Below are 20,396 nucleotides of genomic sequence, written 5' to 3' on the forward strand. Positions count from 1 at the left end.
CGGTCGTTCAGCCCGCGCGCATGGTTTCGCACAGCTTGCGAATCGCCCCGATGTCGCCCTGTTTAGCCAGGCGTTGCAGCGCCGCGCAAAAGTCCTTGAATGCCGCATCGCGCGCCTGCAACGCGCGCGACCAGTCGATCAGGTCAGAGATGGCGCCGCTATCCAGCAGCACTTGCACCTGCGCCAGCTCGGCGCCGGACAAACGCGGCGCAAACGAGGGCAATGACGCAGGCTTGCCCTCGTCGCCGACGGCCTTGATCGTCAGGTTCAACAGCCTGCCCAACACATGCCGCAGCTCGACCAGGCTGATGGGCTTGAGCAGGCTGGCGTCATAGCGCGCGCCGCCCAAGGCCAGGGTGTCGTGCGGGGTGGCCGACACCGCCACCACGGGCAGGTCCGGCCAGCGCGCGCGCGCCGCCGCCAGCACCACCGAGCCATCCACGCCTTCCATCCGGTGGTCGGTCAGAATCAAATCGGGGCGCCGCGCGTCCTGCGCCTGGATGCGCGCCACCATGCCCCGGCCATCGGCTTCGCTGTCCACCTGAAAGCCCATGCTGGCCAGTTCCTCGACCAGGAATTCGCGGATCTCGGGCGTATCCTCGGCCAGCCACAGATGCTTGCCCGACCCGTCCAGCGTTGGCAGCACATGCGGCGCGGCGGCGATGTAGTGATGCGAGATGCGGGACTCGTCCATCTTCCTGACCGGCAACGTCACGCTGATCAAGGTGCCCAGGCCCACGTGGCTTTCCACGCGGATATCGCCGTCCATGCGCTCCACCCACTGCTGGACGATGGCCAGGCCCAGCCCTACCCCCGGCTGGTTATCGGCGGCCGCGAGCCGATGGAAGGGTTCGAAAATGCGCTGACGATCGCACGGCGCGATACCGCAGCCCGTATCGCGCACCGACAACACCAACTGCCCCGCAGCGTCGACAGCAGCAGGGGCAGACGCCGCGTAATCGGCCGTCAACGTCAGCACGCCACCCCGGGTGAACTTGGCCGCGTTGTCGATCAGGTTGGACAACACCTGCCGCACGCGCTTGCCGTCCATTTCCAACACGGCGGGTACCGAGTCCGACACGCGCAATACAAACTGGTTGTTATGGCGGGCAGCAATGGGCGCCGATTCCTTGGCCACGGCATCCAGCAAGGCGTGCACGTATTCCGGCGATACGCGCAGCGCCTGGCCGCCAACGCCCGCCGCGTAATCGATCAGGTCGTTCACCATGCCCAGCATGTGATCGGCGCTGCGTCGAATGATGGCGCCGCGCGGCGCATCGTCGCGCCCGCCCGCCTGGATCAGATCCGCGAAACCGATGATCGAGGTCAGCGGCGTGCGCAGGTCATGGCTGATGCGCGCCAGGAAGTCCTGGCGCACGCGGCCCGCTTCGTCGGCCTGGATCAATGCTTCCTGCAAGGCCTGCGTGCGTTCCCTGACGGCGTAATCCAGGCGCTGGTGCTCGCGTTCACGCGCCTGCGTGAGCTCGGCTTGGACGGCCAGCTTTTCCTGCCGATGCTGGCGCGTTCGGCCGTGCACCAACACGGCCAGCATCAGCGACACCGACAACAGGTCCCACGCCACCTCGGGCCCGCCTTCCCACCGGCCGGGCAGCAGGCCGTTGATGAATGCCAGCCGCAGGAACAGGCAGGCGCAATACACCGCGAACGACAGCAGGAAGATGCGCGCGTTGGCATGCCCGCGCCGCCAGCCATCGGCCATGGAGATCGGCCAGACCAGCCCCCACAGGAAGATCAGCCCGACCAGAGCCTGCGCGCTGGCGCGATACTCACCAAACGCCGCCCAGACCGAGCCCGCTAGGCCCACGGCGATCAGCGCGCCGTACACCCAGCGCCACAACCGCACCCGATGCAGATCGGCGAACAGCATGACCGAGAACCCGAACACCGTGGCCGCCAGCGTGCCCAGCACACTGGGCGCGCGCAACACCACTTCGCCGCCGCCTGTCACCACATAGCGGTACAGCAGGCCTTGGTACGAAATGCTGTAGAGGATTTCGGTAATGATGGCGGCGGACAGCAGCAGGAACACCAGGTCGCGCTGGGCCACGCCCAGCACCCCCGTGTAGATCGTCACCATCAGCAGCGCGCCGATCAGCAGCGCCAGCACCAGCGTGCCGCGCTGCGCCGCGCCCACGAACGCGCCCGGCGTCCACAAGGTGGGTTCCATGCTGATGGCCGAGCGGCTTTGCACCCGCACCAGCACCGTCATGCGTTCACCCGGATTGAGCAGCAGCGCGGCCACCGACACCGACGACGGCACTTGTCGCGATGCGAGCGGCTCGCGGTTGCCTGCCAGGATGACTTGGGAAGGCTCCCGCTGTCCGGCGGGATACAGATAGAACCGCACGTCTTCCAGCCTGGGTACGCCGAACGACAACCAGCGTTCAACAAAGCCCTGCGTGGGGTTGCTGACGTCCAGCTTCAGCCAGTACACCGATTTCGAAAAGCCCCGATTCAGCCAGGCGGGCGCCACGGGCTGCCAGGGCCCGTCCAGGATCTGGCCGACGTCCTTGGACGCGGTCGTGTCTTCCTGCCCCAGCAATTCGTGGTTCAGGGGCAGCTTGCCGGTCACGGCGTTCAGGTCGACGACGGGCGTTGCAGGCGGTATGGGCTGTGCGTGCACGGGCGACATCACGCATGACAGGACCCCTAGCAACAGCAACATCAACGGCAACATCACGTTCAACGGCAGCCTGCCCGGCAAGCCCAGGCGGCGATCATGCATAAGGATCATGCTCCTGGCGCAAGGCCGTGGGGGGCATGCCGAAGCGCTCGCGAAAAGCCGTAGAGAAATTACCCCGATTGCCATAGCCCACCGCCTGCGAAATGGCCTGGATATCCAGGCTGGTTTCGCACAGCAAGCGGCGCGCCTCGCGCATGCGCTCTTCGCGCAGGAATTCGAACACGGTCGTGCCGGCGCAGCGTCGGAACGCCTGGTTCAGCCGGCGCGCGTTCGTGTTCAGCGCCTGCGCCAGCGCCATCAATTCCGGTGTGTGGTCCAGCCGTTCGCGCAGCAGCTTGCGAGCGGCGCGAAACAGCACGCCGTCCAGCGTCGCACCGGCCGCGGCGGCCGAGGTGCCATCGTCCGCATGGGGTTCGGCCACGGTGGGAACAAGGGTCGGCGTTGCGTTGGGCGTGGCCCCTACGCGCAGATGAATCAGCAGGCGCAGGCGCACTTCCTCGAAGTCGAAGGGCTTGGCCACGTAATCCACCGCACCGGCCGACAGGCCCGCCACCCGTTCGCCGGGCAGGCTTGCCGCCGTCAGGAAGATGACGGGGATGCCGCGCGTGGCCTGGTCGGCTTTCAGCAGGCGGCAGGCGGCCAGGCCGTCGCACACCGGCATGGTCACGTCCATCAGGATGATGTCCGGCTGCACCAGCTGCGCCTTGCGGTAGCCGTCATTGCCGTCCTCGGCCACATAGACGCGGCAGTCCTGGCTGGTCAGGAAATCGACCAGCAGCATGCGGTCTTCGGGGCGGTCCTCCACGACCAGTACGCGTAAGCCCGCGAGCTGGCCCGGAGCCATCGAAAAGAAGGCGTCGTTCATGCCGCGCATTCTTTCATGCTGGCCCGCTTTAGCGTTGGTAACACGAGACAAATCCGGGCCCTGGACTCGAATAATTTTCCTTGCGGCAAACCTGCCTGACATTCCAGCAAACCTCGGTAATGGAATATTTGCGTACTTACGATAATGTTTGTTACAGCGCGAAACTGGTCGGCGAAGGGATGTTTTCGTGTCGTTGTGGCGTTGCCGCCACAGACCCACGACACCGGGATTCCCCTGTATTTGCCCGCTCTACCGGTGACGGCGTCACGAGCGTAGGCATATCCCAAGGCTTGGAAGTTGCAAAAATTCTGTGTACCCAAGCGTGACAAATATGTCAAATAGCATCTATTAAATCCGAATGTAACAAGCCGCCGTCCGAGTACTCATGCGCCGTTTATCCCGATTTTGCCGCCCCGTTGTCCTCTGCCTCTCCCCCCTTTCCCTGCATGTCGGCCTGGCCTTAACGGCCCTGGCGTTGGCGACCAGCCCCGCCGCCGCGCAAAGCGTGCGCCCGCAGTTGCCGTCCGCCGCCGAACCCGGCCGCGCACTACCCCAGCCGGCCATGCCGGAAAGCATGACGACCGCTCCCGAAGTGACGGTGCAGCAGGGCAGCGCGTCCGAGGCCCCGGTGGGCGCCGACAAGCTGAGCTTCACGCTGGCCAACATGCGGGTGGAAGGCGTGACCCACTACGCGCCCGAGACCATCAGCGCGTTCTACCAGGGGCTGGTCGGCAAGACGATCACCGTGGCCGACGCCTTCAAGGTGGCCAACGACATCGAACTGCTCTACCGCAATGACGGCTACGTGACCACGCGCGTGATCGTGCCGGCGCAGACGGTCGATGGCGGCGTGTTCCGCATCGTGGTGGTCGAAGGCTATGTGTCGGACGTGAAGTACGACGGCGATATCGGCCCCGCCCAAGCGGCGGTGGAAAAGCTGGTGCAGCGCCTGCGTGGCGTGCGCCCGATCAACGTGGCCGAAGTCGAACGCCAGCTGCTGCTGGCCAATGACTTGAACGGCCTGGTGGTGCGCGCGTCGCTGGAGGCCTCGCCCAAGGAAGTGGGCGGCTCGGTGCTGGTGGTGCATAGCGAACGCAAGCCGGTCGATGCGCGCCTGGGCATTGATAACCGTGGCTCGCCCTACCTGGGCTGGAGCGAAATGACCGGCCAGGTCACGCTGAATTCGTTCGGCGCCCGCGCCGACACCTTCACGCTGAGCGGCCGCCTGGGCTTTCCGGCCTACCGCAGCCAGGCCGTTGCCGCCAACTACGACATGCTGGTCAGCGACAGCGGCATGACCTTCGGGCTGGCCGCCAGCTACGCCAAGAGCGAGCCGGGCCGCGACCTGGCCCCGCTGAACGTGGCCAGCGACGTGCAGGCCTACACGGCTACCGTCACCTATCCGCTGATCCGCTCGCGGCTGGAAAACCTGCGCGCCTTCGGCATGTTCGACGTGCGCAACGTGGCCACCGACATTACCGAGACGCCCTTTACGCGCGACCGGCTGCGCGTGCTGCGCGCGGGCCTGAGCTATGACCGCACCGACAGCTGGAACGGCATCACCGCCATTCGCGGCACGGTGCACCAGGGCCTGGACGCGATGGGCGCCACGCAAGAAGGCGCCGAGCTGGCCTCGCGCGCCAAGGGCCGGTCGGACTTCCTGAAGCTCACCGCCGAACTGACGCGCCTGCAACAGCTGACCGATCGCCTGTCGCTGGTGGCCACCTTTGCCGGCCAGTACAGCGCCAGCCCGCTACTGGCCAGCGAGGAATTCGCGCTGGGCGGCCCCAACTTTGGCCGGGGTTATGACGACGGCGAAATGTCCGCCGATTCCGGCCTGGCCGGCTCGCTGGAACTGCGCTACGCCGTGTCCACCGACAACTTCCTGCCGCACGGCGCGCACGTTTATTCGTTTGTTGACGGCGGCCGCATCTGGTCGCGCAGCGAAAGCGCGCCGCTGACGCGCGCCAACGTGTCGTCCATTGGCGCGGGCATGCGCGCCAACCTCAGCAAGACCCTGTACGCAACGTTCGAAGTGGCCAAGCCCACAAGCGGCGACGTCCTGACCCAGGGCAACAAGAATCCGCGCGTATTTTTCAGCATCTCGGCGCAGTACTAAGCAGCGAACGACAAGAGACCGACCATGAATCGCAAATCCCGCAGCCTCGCCCAATCCGCTCGCCGCATGCGCATAAAGAAAGACACCGCCCTGCCCGCGCTCAGCACGCTGGCCGTGCTGATCGGCTCGCTGGCCTCCGGCGGCGCGCACGCCAACCCCACCGGCGGCAACGTCGTGGGCGGCGCCGCCACCATCAATGACCGCGGCAACGGCACGCTGGACATCAACCAGTCCAGCGGCAAGGCGATCATCAACTGGAAAGACTTCAGCATCGGCGCCAACGAAACGGTCAACTTCCGCCAGCCCGGCGGCAAGAGCGTCACGCTGAACCGAGTGGTCGGCAACGACCCGTCGGCCATCTTCGGCAAGCTGAACGCCAACGGCACCGTGATGCTGGTCAACCCGAACGGCGTCGTGTTCGGCAAGGGCGCGCGCATCGACGTGGGCGGCCTGGTCGCCACCACGGCAAACATCAGCGACAAGGACTTCCTGGCCGGCAACTACAAGTTCAACCAGGCGTCCACCAAGGCCAATGCCCGGATCGTCAACGAAGGCACGATCACCATCAAGGACAGCGGCCTGGCCGCGCTGGTGGCGCCGTCGGTCAGCAACTCGGGCGTGATCCAGGCCAAGCTGGGCCGCGTGGCCCTGGCGGGCGCGAACACCGTCACGGTGGACTTCCAGGGCGACGGCCTGCTGTCGTTTGACGCCACCTCCACCGTGGGCGAACTGCCCAAGGACGCCAGCGGCAAGCCGGTATCGGCACTGGTCACCAACACCGGCGTCATCCGCGCGGACGGCGGCACGGTGCTGATGACGGCGCGCGCCGTCAAGGGCGTGATCGACAACGTCGTCAACACCGACGGCATCATCAGCGCCCAGTCGGTGGGCACGCAGAACGGCAAGATCGTGCTGTCCGGCGGCGACGCCGGCACCGTCAAGATCGCGGGCACGGTCGACGCCACCGGCGCCGGCGCGGGCCAGCAAGGCGGCAAGGTCGTGGTCACCGGTGAACACGTGGACGTGGCGCGCGGCGCCGCCATCGACGTGTCCGGCGCGGCGGGCGGCGGCGAGATCGCCCTGGGCAGCCTGGGCGTTGCCCCGGACGACGGCTCGGCCGCGTTCAGCGGCAAGTCGTCCACCGTCAAGGTGGCGGCGGGCGCCACGCTGAAGGCCGATGCGCGCGTCAACGGCAACGGCGGCAGCGTCACGATGTGGTCCAACGAGGCCACCGCCTTTGCCGGCAGCCTGTCGGCACGCGGCGGCGAGCAAGGCGGCGACGGCGGCTTTGCCGAAGTCTCCAGCAAGAAGAACATCGGCCTGACCGGCTCGGTGGACATGCGCGCGCCCAAGGGCAAGACCGGCCTGTTGCTGATCGACCCGACCGACCTGCGCATCGTCGATTCCGGCAACGGCTCGGGCGCGCTGGACGGCAGCGCGGGCGACGGCACGCTCAACAGCGGCGACGCCAACGCGGCCAACAACACCGTGTCGCGCGGCCTGTTGGAAAGCCTGGCCGGCACCACCAACATCAAACTGGAAGCCACCGGGCAGATCACGATTGCGGACATGGCCGCGATCAACCTGAAGACGACTTCGGGCAACAGCTTCACGCTGCGTTCGACGCAAACGGGCGGCATCCGCTTCGAGAATTCGAACACCGAAATCAGCACCCAGGGCGGCGCCATCACGCTGGAAGCGCTGGGCGTGGGCAGCACGCTGAGCAACATCGGCAAGCTGACCAGCCGGGGCGGCGCGATCACGCTGAACGCCACCGGCGACATCAACCTGGCCAACGTCATTGACGCCGGCAGCGGCGCGGCGCTGGTCCGCACCAGCGCGGGCAGCATCCGCAACGTGGGCGGCGCCAACCAGGTGGTGGCGGGCAACACCGTCACCCTGGACGCCAGCGGCGGCAACATCGGCGAGGCCGGCAACGCGGTCAACACCCAGACATCGCGCCTGGCGCTTGCCACCGGCGGCAACCTGTTCGCGGCCAACCGCTCGGTACTGAGCACGCTGGACATCACCAGCCGCCACGCGCAACCGGGCGTCAACAACACGTACCAGCTCACCTCGGCGGGCGGGCTGGATTTCTCGCTGGCGGACAACGGCGGCTATCAGCTGAACTCGGTCGTGCAAGACGGCCTGGGCTTCTCGTTCACCGGCGACCGCACGATCAGCGTCGGCTCCATCGCACTGGGCAGCGGCGCGTTGGCGCTGACGTCCACGGCCGGCGACATCCTGGCGCGCAACGGCCTGGGCTCGCTCGCGGCCGGCAGCATCGCGCTGAAGGCCAGCGGCAGCAACGGCAACAACGGCGCCATCGGCAGCGCCGGCCAGGCCCTGAACACGCAGACCGCCACGCTGACGGCCGCCAGCGGCGTCGGCGGCGTATACCTGAACAACACCGGCGCGCTGAACCTGCGTTCCGTTGAAACCACCGGCCCGCTGTCCGTGTGGAGCAGCGGCCACCTGACCGTGGGCGCCATCAAGGCGGGCGCATCGACGTCGCTGACCTCGATCATGGGCAACATCGTGGACGACGGCGACGACGCCACCATGATCTCGACCAACACGCTGGCCTTGTCGGCGCAGAACGGCGCCATCGGCGCCGCGTCGCGCAGCCTGAAGACCAACGCCGGCAACGTGTCCGCCACGGCGGGTCCGGGCGGCGTGTATCTGGACAGCAGCAACACCAGCCTGACCATCACGCAAGCCCAGGCGGACAACGCCGCCATCGCGATCACCGGCGCGGGCAGCGTGTTGGCCAACAACGTCAGTTCCGGCGGCGGCGCCGTCAACCTGACGGGCAACAGCATTTCCGCCGGCCAAGTCAGCGCGGGTTCGGGCAACGTCACGCTGACCGCGCGGGCCGGCAACATCACGGGCACGTCGGCATCGCTCATCACCGGCAGCGTCGTCACCCTGCTGGCGCCGGCATCGAACAGCAGCTACACCGTGGGCACGACGGGTACCTACCTGCGCACGGCGGCGGGTGAACTGCACGCCACGGGCGGCAGCATCTACATCAACCAGGCCCAGGGCTCGGTGCTGCTGGATGATCTGAAAGCCTACAACGGCATTTCCGTCATCGGCGTGGCGGACCTGACCGCGAACAAGGTGGACGCCGGCCTGGGCACCCTGTGGCTGAACGCCCAGGGCGGCAACATCCTGCGCGCCAATGCCAACAGCGAACTGCTGGGCAACGCCATCAACCTGCAAGCGCAGCAGCACATCGGCACGGCGGGCGACCACATCAAGACGGCCACGACCAGCCTGACGCTGGGCAGCGGCGGCGACATCTACGTCGACAACCCGGGCAAGACGCTGACCTACCTGGCCGTCAGCAACACCCACGCCGACCCGCTGCGCAAGAACGTCCTGCAAGTCTCCGCGCCCTTCCTCGCGTTCGACGTCAACGACGAGGTGGGCAATGCGTATGAATTGAAGCAGGTCTATAGCTCGTTGCTGAACCAGTTTGTGTTCAGCGGCGACCAGACCCTGAAGCTGGGCAACATCCGCGCCGGCAGCGGCGTCACGCTGACGTCCACCCAGGGCAGCATCCTGGATGACGGCATCGCGGACACGCGCGTCACCGCCAGCTCGGTCAGCCTGACCGCCGCCCAGGACATCGGCACCAACGCCGATTTCGTCTCGGTCAACGCGCCGCTGCTGTCGCTGGACACGCGCGGCAACCTCTACGCGACCAACATCGCCGACCTGAACAGCTTGACGGTGACGGCTCGCCACAAGGGGCCGGACGATCACTACGTGCTGGACGTGCGCGCCCCGTCGCTGCTGTTCAACATCACCGACGACGCCACGGGCCACACCATTCACCAGGTGCGCGACAGCAACTCGGTGACCTTCAACTTCGCCAGCGACCGCGACATCACGGTGGGCAGCATCGACGCCGGCTACAGCGGCGCCATCACGCTGAACACCACCGGCTCCATTGCCGACGACGGCAACAAGAACACCCAACTGCTGGCCAATCTGGTGAGCCTGTCGGCCGGCCGCGCCATCGGCGCCACCGGCACCGGCTATCTGGACATCCTGACCAGCAGCCTGTACGGCTCGGCCGGCAATGGCGGCTTCTACGTCCAGTTGCCCAAACCCACGGGTTCGAGCAACACCACCGGCCTCATCACGCTGAACAACATCACGGCCACCGACGCGGTGCGGATCGACGCGCGCCAGGGCGACCTGCTGGTGTCCGGCACGGTGCGCAGCGCAAACGGCGACGTCACGATCAACGCGGCCAACGGCTCCATCCTGGGCAACGGCTCGGGCAATGTGTACGCGGGCGGTGGCGATATCTCGTTGACCGCAACCGGCTCCATCGGCGGCAACTACGGCGGCGGCGTGCGCTATGTGGGCGTGGGCGGACCCAGCCAGGTCAATGTCCTGGCCAACGCGGGCGGCGACCTCTATCTGAACGGCACCTACGGCAACATCAAGCTGGCCTCGGTAACGGCAGGCGGGCAGCTTGGCTACACGCAAGGGAACGGCACGACTCTGATCGGCAACGTGCAGGCCGCCGGCCCCGCGTCGCTGGCCAACAGCGCGGGTTCCATCCTTGACGATGGCGACGCCGCCACGAAGATCCAGGCCAGCAGCATCGCGCTGTCGGCCGCCGGATCGCTGGGCGCGGCCGGCGCCGCGCTGACCTTGCAGGCGCCGGACGTCAGCCTGACCAGCGGTGGCGACATCACCGTCAACAACGAGACCGGGCTGACGCGCCTGGCGGTCACGCGAAATGGCTACGTCTATGGCTCGTACGCGATCACCGCACCGAACCTGTCGGCCTTCACGCTGACGGACGACGCCAACGGCATCCACCTGAAGGACATCGCCAGTTCCACCGACCTGGATTTCGGGTTCACGGCCAACGGCAAGAACCTGTGGGTTGGCAACGTCGATGCCGGCGCGGGCGGCAAGGTCAGCCTGATCGCGGGCGGCAACATCGCCACCGACGACCTGGCCAACCCCGGCACGATCCGCGCGGCGAATGTCGCGTTGACGGCGGGCGCCAGCAGCTCGATCGGCTCGTCGGCCACGGGCGGCACGCTGGCCCTGGCCGGCACGTCCGCGTTGAGCCTGTCGGCGGGCATCGACTTCTTTGTCGCCAGCGACACCGTGCTGCGCAGCCTGGCGATCAACAGCCAGCGCGCGTCCGGTGCCACCAGCACCATCGCCATCGGCGGCGGCGCGGGCCAGACCATCCGCATCACCGACGACGGCACCACGCAGTACCTGGAACAGATCACGGGCGGGCTGACGGACTTCAGCTTCAGCGGCCGCAAGAACATCCAGGTGGGCGCCATTACCGCCAGCAACCTGGTCAGCCTGACCACGGCCTATGGCGGCGTCAATTCCAGCATCACCAGTGATGCCGGCTCCGGCCGCATCACGGCGGGCACGGTCAAGCTGTCGGCCACCGGCAGCGACAGCTACACCGCGCGCGATGCAAACACCGGGGCCATCGGCGCCGCCGGCCGCGCGCTGCGCACCACGACCGCCAACCTGGCAATCGCCAACAACGGCGACATCTTCCTGAACAACGGTGGCCAGGCGTTAAGCAGCATCGACCTGAACCTGAGCCGCCGCGATGCGGGCAGCACCACCAACTTCGACACCAACGCCTATGCCTTCAGCGGGCTGGGCGGCCAGACGCTGTCGATCGCGGGTGGCACCAGCCTGACGATCGCGGCAGACATGAACGGCGCCGCACTGGCCGTCAACGCCGATTCCGCCATTGCCACCGGCACGATCAATACCGGCGCCGCGGGTTCCGTGACGCTGACCTCGCGCTACGCCAACACGTCGTTCCTGCCGACCATCAGCCGCGGCTCGGGCGTCATTACCGGCAACAACGTCAGCCTGAACGCGCTGGGCACGAACGGCAGCGTCGCCGCTTCGACCAGCACGAACAATCTGTCGATCGCGTCGGCGGGCAACGTGTCCGTCTCCAACGACAAGCAGCTGACGTCGCTGTCGCTGACCGCGAACCACGCCAGCTCAAGCGGCTCGCAGAACAATTCGTACAGCGTCTCGGCCACCGGCCTGACGTTCTCGCTGAGCGATTCGACCGGCACCTCGGGGCTGACGCTTGGCAACGTTTCCACCGCGGGCAACCTGGCGCTGTCGATCTCGTCCGACCGCGCGCTGACCGTCAACAACGTGGCCACCGGCGCCGGCGGCTCGGTCACGCTGGGCAGCAACAGCAACATCTACGGCAACAGCAGCAGCGCCAGCAGCCCCAACCTCACCACGGGCGCGCTGACGCTCAATGCCAGCTCGGTCACGGGTACGTACAACACCAACCAGCCGCTGTACGTCAGCGTGGACAAGCTGTCCTCGAACCTGCGCGGCAGCCTGTGGATCTCGAACAACAAGACCCTGACCCTGGGCAACAACAACGTCGCCAGCTCCGCGCAGGTGAACGTCACCAACGGGTCGATTCTTCAAGGCGCGGGCAGCAGCTTCGTCGCCCCCTCGCTGACGCTGACCGCCACACAGTCCATCGGCGCCGCCGGCAATGCGGTGCAGGCCGACACGCGGCAACTGACCACGCAGACCGGCAAGGATCTGTACCTGAACAACGCGTCGAACCTGTTCAGCCTGAACGTCACGGCCAATCACGCCAACCCGTCGGCGGACAACGTGGTGCAGGTCGCGGCGCAGGGCCTGACGTTCAACGTCACGGACACCGGCGGCTACAACCTGTTTGACGTGCGCGACACCACCGGCCTGAACTTCTCGTTCTCCGGCGACCGCACGGTGTACATCGGCAACATCGACACCGGCCCCGCGCATGCCGTCAGCCTGGCCGCCAACGGCGCGGGCAGCAACTTGCTCAACCTGTCGCCCACCTCGCACGTGACGGGCGATTCGGTGTCGCTCTTCGCCACCGGCCAGATCGGCTCGGGTCCGGCCGACAAGATCAACACCACCACCAGCGAGCTCTACCTGACGAGCGGCAGCCACGTCTACGTGAACAACGACGTCGACCTGGCCAGCCTGTCGTTGTATGCAACGGGTGTCGCGCCTTCGACCTACGACGTCACGTCGAACGAATTGCTGTTCGATGTGGTGCATGACGGCCGCCTGCAAGTCAACAAGGTCCGCGACAACACCGGCCTGAACCTGATGCTGTCCAGCAACGTTGGCCAGGACATCGGCATCATCGACACGCAGTCCACCGGCACCGTACGCCTGTCCAGCAACAACAGCATCCTGGGCAGCGCCGATGACAGCCAGCGCATCACGGCCGCCCAGGTTTCGCTGACCACCCAGGGCTCGGGCGCCATCGGCGGCACGGGCCGCGAGATCAATCTGTCGGCCCCGCTGCTGAACATCCAGAACGCCGGCGACGTCTATATCGATTCCGACAAGCACATCGATGCGTTGTCGCTGTATTCGACGGGCAACGGCGCGCGTTCCTACAGCATCAATTCCCCGACCCGCGACGGCCAGGGCAACATCGGCTTTACCGCCACCGACGGCGGCAGCGGCAGCACGGCCGGCCTGGTGCTGGGCAACATCACGGACGCGGGCGGCCTGAACCTGACCGTCAGCAGCGACCGCAACGTCACCGTGGGCACCATCAACGTCGGCTATGACAACGTCTCGCTGACCTCGCGCAACGCGTCGCTGCTTGGCGATGGCGATGCCAACACCAAGATCGATGCCGCGTCGCTGAACCTGACCGCCAACGCCGCCATCGGCGCAAGCGGCGTCGGCAACGCCATCGACACCCGCGTCAGCACGCTGAGCGGCCGCGCCGTCGGCGGCGGGGCGTTCATTACGGTGGAAGGCAACACCAGCCTGCCCAGCCTGACTTCGACCGGCGCCAGCTCGGTCAGCAACACCGTCGGCGACATCGAGCTGGGCTCGGTCAACACCAACGGCAACAGCTTCACCGTCAACAACTCGGGCGGCTCGATCCTGAGCGGCACGATCAGCAACGCCACCACCGTCACCCTGACGGCCAATGGCTCGATCGGCAACAAGAGCGCCATCCGCACCACCAACCTGAGCTCGGGCGGCACGACGATCGTCAACCTTAGCGCCAACCAGACGGCCACGGCGGACGGCAGCATCGCGCTGATCGAAACCTATGGCTTGCAGGCCGCCTCGGTCACCGGCGACGGCAACATCACGCTGACCGCCGATACCGCCCGCGGCGGCCGCGACCTGGTGGTGGGCACCATCAGCACCAGCAATGGCGCGGTCGCGTTGTCGACCAGCACGGGCAACATCGTCGGCGCAAACAACAGCAACCGCATCACCGGCAACAGCGTCACGCTGACGGCCGACTACGGCTCGTCGCGCAGCATTGGCTCGGGCAACGCCAATCGGATCCATCTGGACACGCCGTCGCTGACGCTGAACACCCCGGGCAGCATCTACGTCGACAACCTGGCCGACCTGAGCGACCTGACCATCAACCGCAACAACGCACAGGGCAACCAGTACGGCAGCTACGGGTTCCTGACCATCGACGCCCAGAACCTGACGTTCAGCGGGGCCGACACCAGCAACAACACCGCGCTGACCATCGTTCGTGACACCACCGGCCTGAACTTCACGTACCAGGCTATCGGCTCGATCACGCTGAACGACATCGACGTCACGGCCAATGGCTCGGTCAACCTGTCGACCAACCCCTACTACTACACCGGCGGCTCCATCCAGGGCATGACCGGCACGTCGAAGATCACGGCGGGCAACCTGACGTTGTCCACCGGGTCGGGCGACACGCCCAACGCGATTGGCTCGTCCACCCGCGCCCTGAACACGCAGGTCAAGAACATCGCGGCCACGGCCTCGGGCGGCATCTGGTTGAACCAGGCGGGCTCGATCAACCTGGGCAACCTCAACGCAGGCGAAGACCTGTCCGTCACGACGACCACGGGCGACATCCTGGTCGGCTCTGTTCGCTACGGCAGCAATAAGACGCTGACGCTGAACGCGCAGAACGGCAGCATCCTGGACGGCGGCGGCGCCATCTCCGGTTCGGGCACCGGCGCCATCACGCTGACCGCCAAGAACGGCATCGGCACCACCGACGCGGCGATCAAGATCGCGGCCTTGAACAACGCCGTGTCCGCCAGCGTCACCGGCGCCGGTTCGCTGTACCTGGACAGCGTCGGCAGCATGCAAGGCGGCCTGAGCACCTCGGTGGCCAACGGCGAAACGCGCATCACGTCGTCGGGCAGCCTGTTCCTGACCAGCATGACGTCGGGCACGGACGCAGCGGGCAACGGCATTTCGGTGAAGGCGACGGCGGGCAGCATCTTCGTCAAGAACGTGCAGGCCGGCGCCACCCAAGGCCAGGTCACGCTGAACGCCGAGAACGGCGCCATCCTAGCCGACGTGGGCGGCGCCAACATCAAGGCGTACGGCGTCGCGTTGAACGCGCGCAGCGGCATCGGCGTCGACACCGCCAACGGCCGCATCAACGCCAGCGGCCAGCGCGTCGAAGCGACCACGCTGGGCGGCATGTATCTGGCGGCGGACAACAACGCCGTGTACTCGTACCTGTCGGGCGGCATCATCGACATCGCGGCGGCCGGCAACCTGCAAATCGCCAACGCCGTCGCCAGCAATGGCAGCGGCACGATCAAGATCGTGGGCAACGGCACCAACAGCCAACTGGTGGCGGGCAACATCGACGCGGGCACGGGCACGGTCAACATCGACTACAGCAAGACCGGCAGCACCATCGTTGACGACCGCGAGGAATCCACGCGCATCATCGGCAACTCGGTCACGCTGAAAGCCGGCGCGGGCATCGGCGGCGCCGAAGGCTCGGCCGACAACGTGCAGACGACCGCCGCCTTCATCAACGCGGAAGTCACCGGCAACGGCTCGATCTTCCTGGACGACAACCGCGCGGCCGGCACCACGCTGAACGCCATCGCTACGCAGAACGGCGCCATCGGCATCACCACCGCCGGCCCCACGCTGGTGAACAGCGCCAGCACCAAGACGAACTCGGCGACCAACGACATCTCGATTGCGACGTCCAACGGCGACCTGTCGATCAACACGATCGACGCCCTGACCTTGGGCGACGTCACGCTGAAGGCCGCGGGTTCCATCCTGGGCGCGATTCCCGGCAACCTGGTCTTCGGCAACAGCCTGACGGCCACGGCGGGCGGCAGCATCGGCACGGTGGGTAACCTGGCAACCGGCCTGGGCGGCATCGCCCTGCGCACCAACGTTGCGTCGCTGGGCGACCTGACCACGGGTGCCGATGGCGCGGTCATCGCGCTGAACAACGTGGGCACGCGCGCCCTGACGCTGACCGGCGACGTGACGCAAACGGGCGACAACAGCTCGGTCTACCTCCGTTCGTCGGGCGACCTGGACGCGCGTTCGGGCCTGTCCAATACCGCCGACAACGTGCTGCTGTCCTCGAACGGCACGCTGACGGTGGCAGGCACGGGCGTGCAGGCCAACGACACCATCACCCTGGTGGGCCAGCAAGACGTGGTGGCAGCGGGCGCCACGCCGCGCAACATCATTGCGCGCGGCGATACGCTGAACGTCACCAGTGGCGCGGCGGGCGGCAACACGGCGCTGACCACTGAGGTGGCCAACGCCAACGTCAACCTGACCGGCGTCACCACGCCGGCCAACCTGACGCTGAACAATACCGGCGCACTGACCGCCTCGTTGTCCACCGCCAACGGCAACATCACCGCCAACGCCACCGGCACGCTGGACGTGTCGGCCACGGCCGCCGGCAACAACCGCGGCATCGACCTGAGCTCGCAGCATGGCGACGTGGTGGTCGGCACCATCAACGCTGGCGCTGCGAACGGCACGGTCGTGCTGGCCGCCGCCGAAGGCTCGTTGGTGGCCCTGGGCAGCGATGTCACGACCAACAGCCTGGACCTGACCAGCAAGAACGGCATCGGTGACGGCAACGCCGCCTTCACCACGTCGGCGCGCTATCTGAAGGCCAACGTGCTGGGCGCCGGCGACATCGTCGTCGAGGCCACCGGCCCGCTGACGCTGGGCAACATTGCGACGGCTGACGGCAGCATCCAGATCGCCGCCGACGGCGACCTGATCAGCAGCGTCGGCCTGACCGCCGGCAATCACGGCGATGTGTTGCTGGGATCGTCCTCGGGCAACGTCGGCATCAACCACGCCATCACCAACAACCAGGTCAACAACCTGACGGTGATCGCCGCGCAGATCGGCACGGCCGCCGTCGACACCGCCGGCGCGCAAACCTACAACGGTAACGTCACGCTTGGCGGCGACCTGACCGGCGCGTCCATCGACATCTCGGGCAACGCCACGCTGACGGGCGGCAAGCGCACGCTGACCGCCAACGGCGACGGCGGCAATGTCAACATCTCGGGCGCGCTGAACGGTGGCAACCAGCAAGCGGTGATCGTCGCCAACGACGGCAACGTCACGCTGGGCGGCAACGCCATCAACCTGGCCGGCCTGAGCATCGACGGCGCCAACATCAGCCTGCAAAACGTCGCGACCAGCGGGGCCCAGCAGTACAACGGCGACACCACGCTGCGCGGCCTGTACACCACCGGCAACGGCGCTTTCGGCGTCGATGGCGACACCGTGTTGGCTGGCGGCGTCAACGTGTACACGGGCAACGGCGCGGTTACGTTCACGGGCGACGTCTCGGGCGCGAACGCGCTGACCGTTCTGACGGCCGGCGCCACCACCTACGGCGGCGCGGTCAACACCGCATCGCTGAACCAGGTCGGCACCGGCGTCACTGCGCTTAACGGCGGCAGCGTCACAACGACCGGCATGCAGTCCTACAGCGCCGCTGTGGTGCTGGGCGCCGACACGACGTTGAGCGGCAGCGGCGTCACGCTGGCCGATGGCGTAGACGGCGCGTACGCGCTGACTGTGGACGGCCCGGCCACGCTGGCCGGCGCCATCGGCGCCAACACCAAGCTGGCCAGCCTGACCGTCAACGGCCCCGCCACGCTGACCACCGGCAGCATCGCCACCACCGGCAGCCAGCACTACCAGAACGACGTCACGCTGGGCAGCGACCAGTCGCTGTCCACCACCACCGGCAACGTCACATTCGACGGCGCGCTGATCGGCGGCCGCAACGTCGTGATCAACTCGACAGCGGCGGGCGACATCAGCTTTAACGCCGTGGGCAGCGCGGGACAACGCCTGGGCAACCTGACGGCCAACACCGCCGGCGCGACCACGTTCAACGGCGCGGTATACGCCGCGTCCGCGCAGACGGACGCCCCCGGCACGGTCGCGATCAACGGCGGCCTGGTCGACACGACGGGCACGCAAACCTTCCGCGAACGGGTCTCACTGGGCGCGGATACGGTGTTGAAGGGCAGCAGCGTCAACCTCTTGGGTGGCGGCAACGGCCCGCACGACCTGACCATCGACGGCGACGCCGTGTTCAAGGGCGCGTTCGGTGCGCAGGACGCGCTGGCGAGTCTGACGGTGAACGGTACGTCAAGCCTGGACGGCAGCATCGGCACGACCGGCAAGCAGTCGTACAACGGCGAGGTCACGCTTGACGGCGACGTTGCGTTGACGACCCAAGGCGGCAGCATCACGTTCAACGACAAGGTGGCCAGCAGCCAGGGCGGCGGGCACGATCTGTCGCTGTCGGCCGGTGCGGGCAATGTGACGTTTACGGACGCCGTGGGCGACGACGCGGGTGGCCGACTGGGTAACATCACCATCGCCAGCCAGGGTGCGACCGCGCTGAACGGCGCGGTGTACGCGGCATCGGTCACGTCGGACGTGGGCGGCACAATCGGCATCAACGGCGGGCTGGTCGATACGACCGGTGCGCAGTCCTACGGCGAACGCGTGGTGCTGGGCGGTGACACCGTCCTGAAGGGCAGCACGGTGGGCCTGTTGGGCGGCGCCGACGGCTCGCATGAGCTGACCATTGACGGCGACGCCGTGCTGAAGGGTCCGATCGGTGCACAGAATGCGCTGGCCGGCCTGACGGTGAACGGCAAGTCCACGCTGGGCCAAGGCAGCATCGCGACCACGGGCGACCAGTCGTACCAAGGCGCGGTCACGCTGGGCGGCGACGTCACCGTGGCCAGCCGCGACGGCGACATTCGCTTCAACGACGCCGTTGACGGCGGGCACGACATGACTGTGTCGGCGGACAAGGGCAACGTCGAATTTGCCGGCCCCGTCGGCCAAGGTTCGCGCCTGGGCAACCTGACGATCAATGCGTCGGGCGACACCGTTCTGGACGGCCCGGTCCGCACCGCGTCGCTGCAAACCAGCGGCAACGGCGACCTGCTGATCAACGGCGGTTCGGTCGACACCACGGGTTCGCAGCAGTATGGCCAGCACGTGATCCTGTCCGGCGTGGACACCACGCTGACCGGCACCAACGTGCAACTGAAGGCCGGCGTGGACGGCACCGAGTCGGGCCAGCAAGGCCTGATCATTGCCGGCAACGCCGACATCCAGGGCGACATCGGCGCGACAACGCCGCTGCGCGGCCTGGCGATCGAAGGCACCACCACGATGGGCCCGGGCAAGGTCGTCACGACCGGCGACCAGGTCTACACCGGCGCGGTGACGTTGACCGGCGACCGCGACCTGACCAGCACCACGGGTTCGGTCGTGCTGGGCAGCAAGCTGGACGGCAACGGCAACAACCTGGCCATCAACGCGGGCAAGAACGTGCTGGTGGCGGGCGACGCCACCAGCCTGGGCTCGCTGACGCTGCGCGCCGTGGACACCATCGTGTTCAACGGTGACGTCAGCGCCTACCGCGTGCAGCAGCTGGAGGCCAAGTCCGCCAGCTACAACGGCAACGTGCGCGCCTCGGGTCCCGACGGCATCGACATCAAGGGCGGCAAGGTCGCGTTCGGCAAGGACGTCACCGCCGACACGGGTTCGATCCGCATCACCAACACCGACCCGACCGGCACGACGACGTTCGCCGCCGGCTCGACGGTGAAAGCCGCCACGGGCTTCACGCAGACCGGCGGCGCCGGGCTGACGCTGCCCGCGCAACTGCTGGTGACCCAAGGCCCCATCAACCTGGGCGCACCCGCCACGCTGCAAGGCGCGAATGCCACCATCAGCACCAACGGCGACATCACCGCCGTTGGCCTGATGGGCCCGCAAACGGCGTTGACGCTGGCCGCCGGCCCGTTGGGCGCGCTGCGCATCGGCCTGAACGACGCCGATCTCAGCCACAAGCTGAACGTGGCCTCGTTGACCGTTCCGACCGCCGGTTCGGCCGACGTGTGGGGCACGCTAGGAGGCAAGACGGGCGCCGTGGCGGCCGCTTCCATCAAGAGCTCGCTGGTGGGCTCGCCGTACTACCTGAACGGCACCACGTGGGGTCCGACGGGCGTCATCGACCGCCTGTCCGCCATCACCGCGCCGCAGCCGGTCATCCCGACCACGCCTACCGCCTCATCTTTGTTCCGTGGTACGGTCCCGTCTGATAGTTTCGGCCCGGACCCGCTGGGCGCCTACGCCGATCCGCAGGTGCTGAAAGTGGCCTCGGCCACCTTCAACTGGCAACTGCCTTCCGGCGACAACGCCATGCTGAACGTGCCGAACGGCAACACGTCGGTACTGCAAGCCCCGGCCGCCAACCCGCAACAACCCGTCGCCGAAGGCAGCCCGTCTTCCGACGACGAGCGTCGCGACAACGACGCGCAATCCCGCACTCTTTGATTCGACAC

Annotated in this window: 4 protein-coding genes; 2 read left to right on the forward strand and 2 right to left on the reverse strand. The window is 67.2% G+C overall.

The window, feature by feature from the left end:
* Positions 1-7: 7 nt before the first annotated feature.
* Entirely contained in the window at positions 8-2,746 is a 2,739-nt protein-coding gene (locus tag KYT87_RS24535) for a hybrid sensor histidine kinase/response regulator (RefSeq protein ID WP_255593508.1), read from the reverse strand.
* Complete coding sequence (locus tag KYT87_RS24540; RefSeq protein ID WP_219991067.1) at positions 2,739-3,578, reverse strand: DNA-binding response regulator; 840 nt, start codon at positions 3,576-3,578, stop codon at positions 2,739-2,741. Before KYT87_RS24540 ends, KYT87_RS24535 begins: the two co-directional genes overlap by 8 nt.
* 466 nt (positions 3,579-4,044) lie before the next feature.
* On the opposite strand from KYT87_RS24540, the gene KYT87_RS24545 reads away from it, so the two are divergent.
* On the forward strand, positions 4,045-5,688 hold the full coding sequence (locus KYT87_RS24545) for a ShlB/FhaC/HecB family hemolysin secretion/activation protein (RefSeq protein WP_223264698.1): 1,644 nt from the start codon (positions 4,045-4,047) through the stop codon (positions 5,686-5,688).
* A 24-nt stretch (positions 5,689-5,712) separates the two neighbouring features.
* On the forward strand, positions 5,713-20,388 hold the full coding sequence (locus tag KYT87_RS24550) for a filamentous hemagglutinin N-terminal domain-containing protein (RefSeq protein ID WP_219991068.1): 14,676 nt from the start codon (positions 5,713-5,715) through the stop codon (positions 20,386-20,388).
* Positions 20,389-20,396: the final 8 nt, after the last annotated feature.

Source organism: Achromobacter sp. ES-001 (assembly GCF_019448355.1).
GTDB lineage: Bacteria > Pseudomonadota > Gammaproteobacteria > Burkholderiales > Burkholderiaceae_B > Achromobacter > Achromobacter spanius_B.

Bases quoted from the DNA above. Each gene is read 5' to 3' on its own strand.
- KYT87_RS24550 (WP_219991068.1), top strand. From the start codon at position 5,713: ATGAATCGCAAATCCCGCAGCCTCGCCCAATCCGCTCGCCGCATGCGC.
- KYT87_RS24535 (WP_255593508.1), bottom strand. From the start codon at position 2,746: ATGCATGATCGCCGCCTGGGCTTGCCGGGCAGGCTGCCGTTGAACGTG.
- KYT87_RS24540 (WP_219991067.1), bottom strand. From the start codon at position 3,578: ATGCGCGGCATGAACGACGCCTTCTTTTCGATGGCTCCGGGCCAGCTC.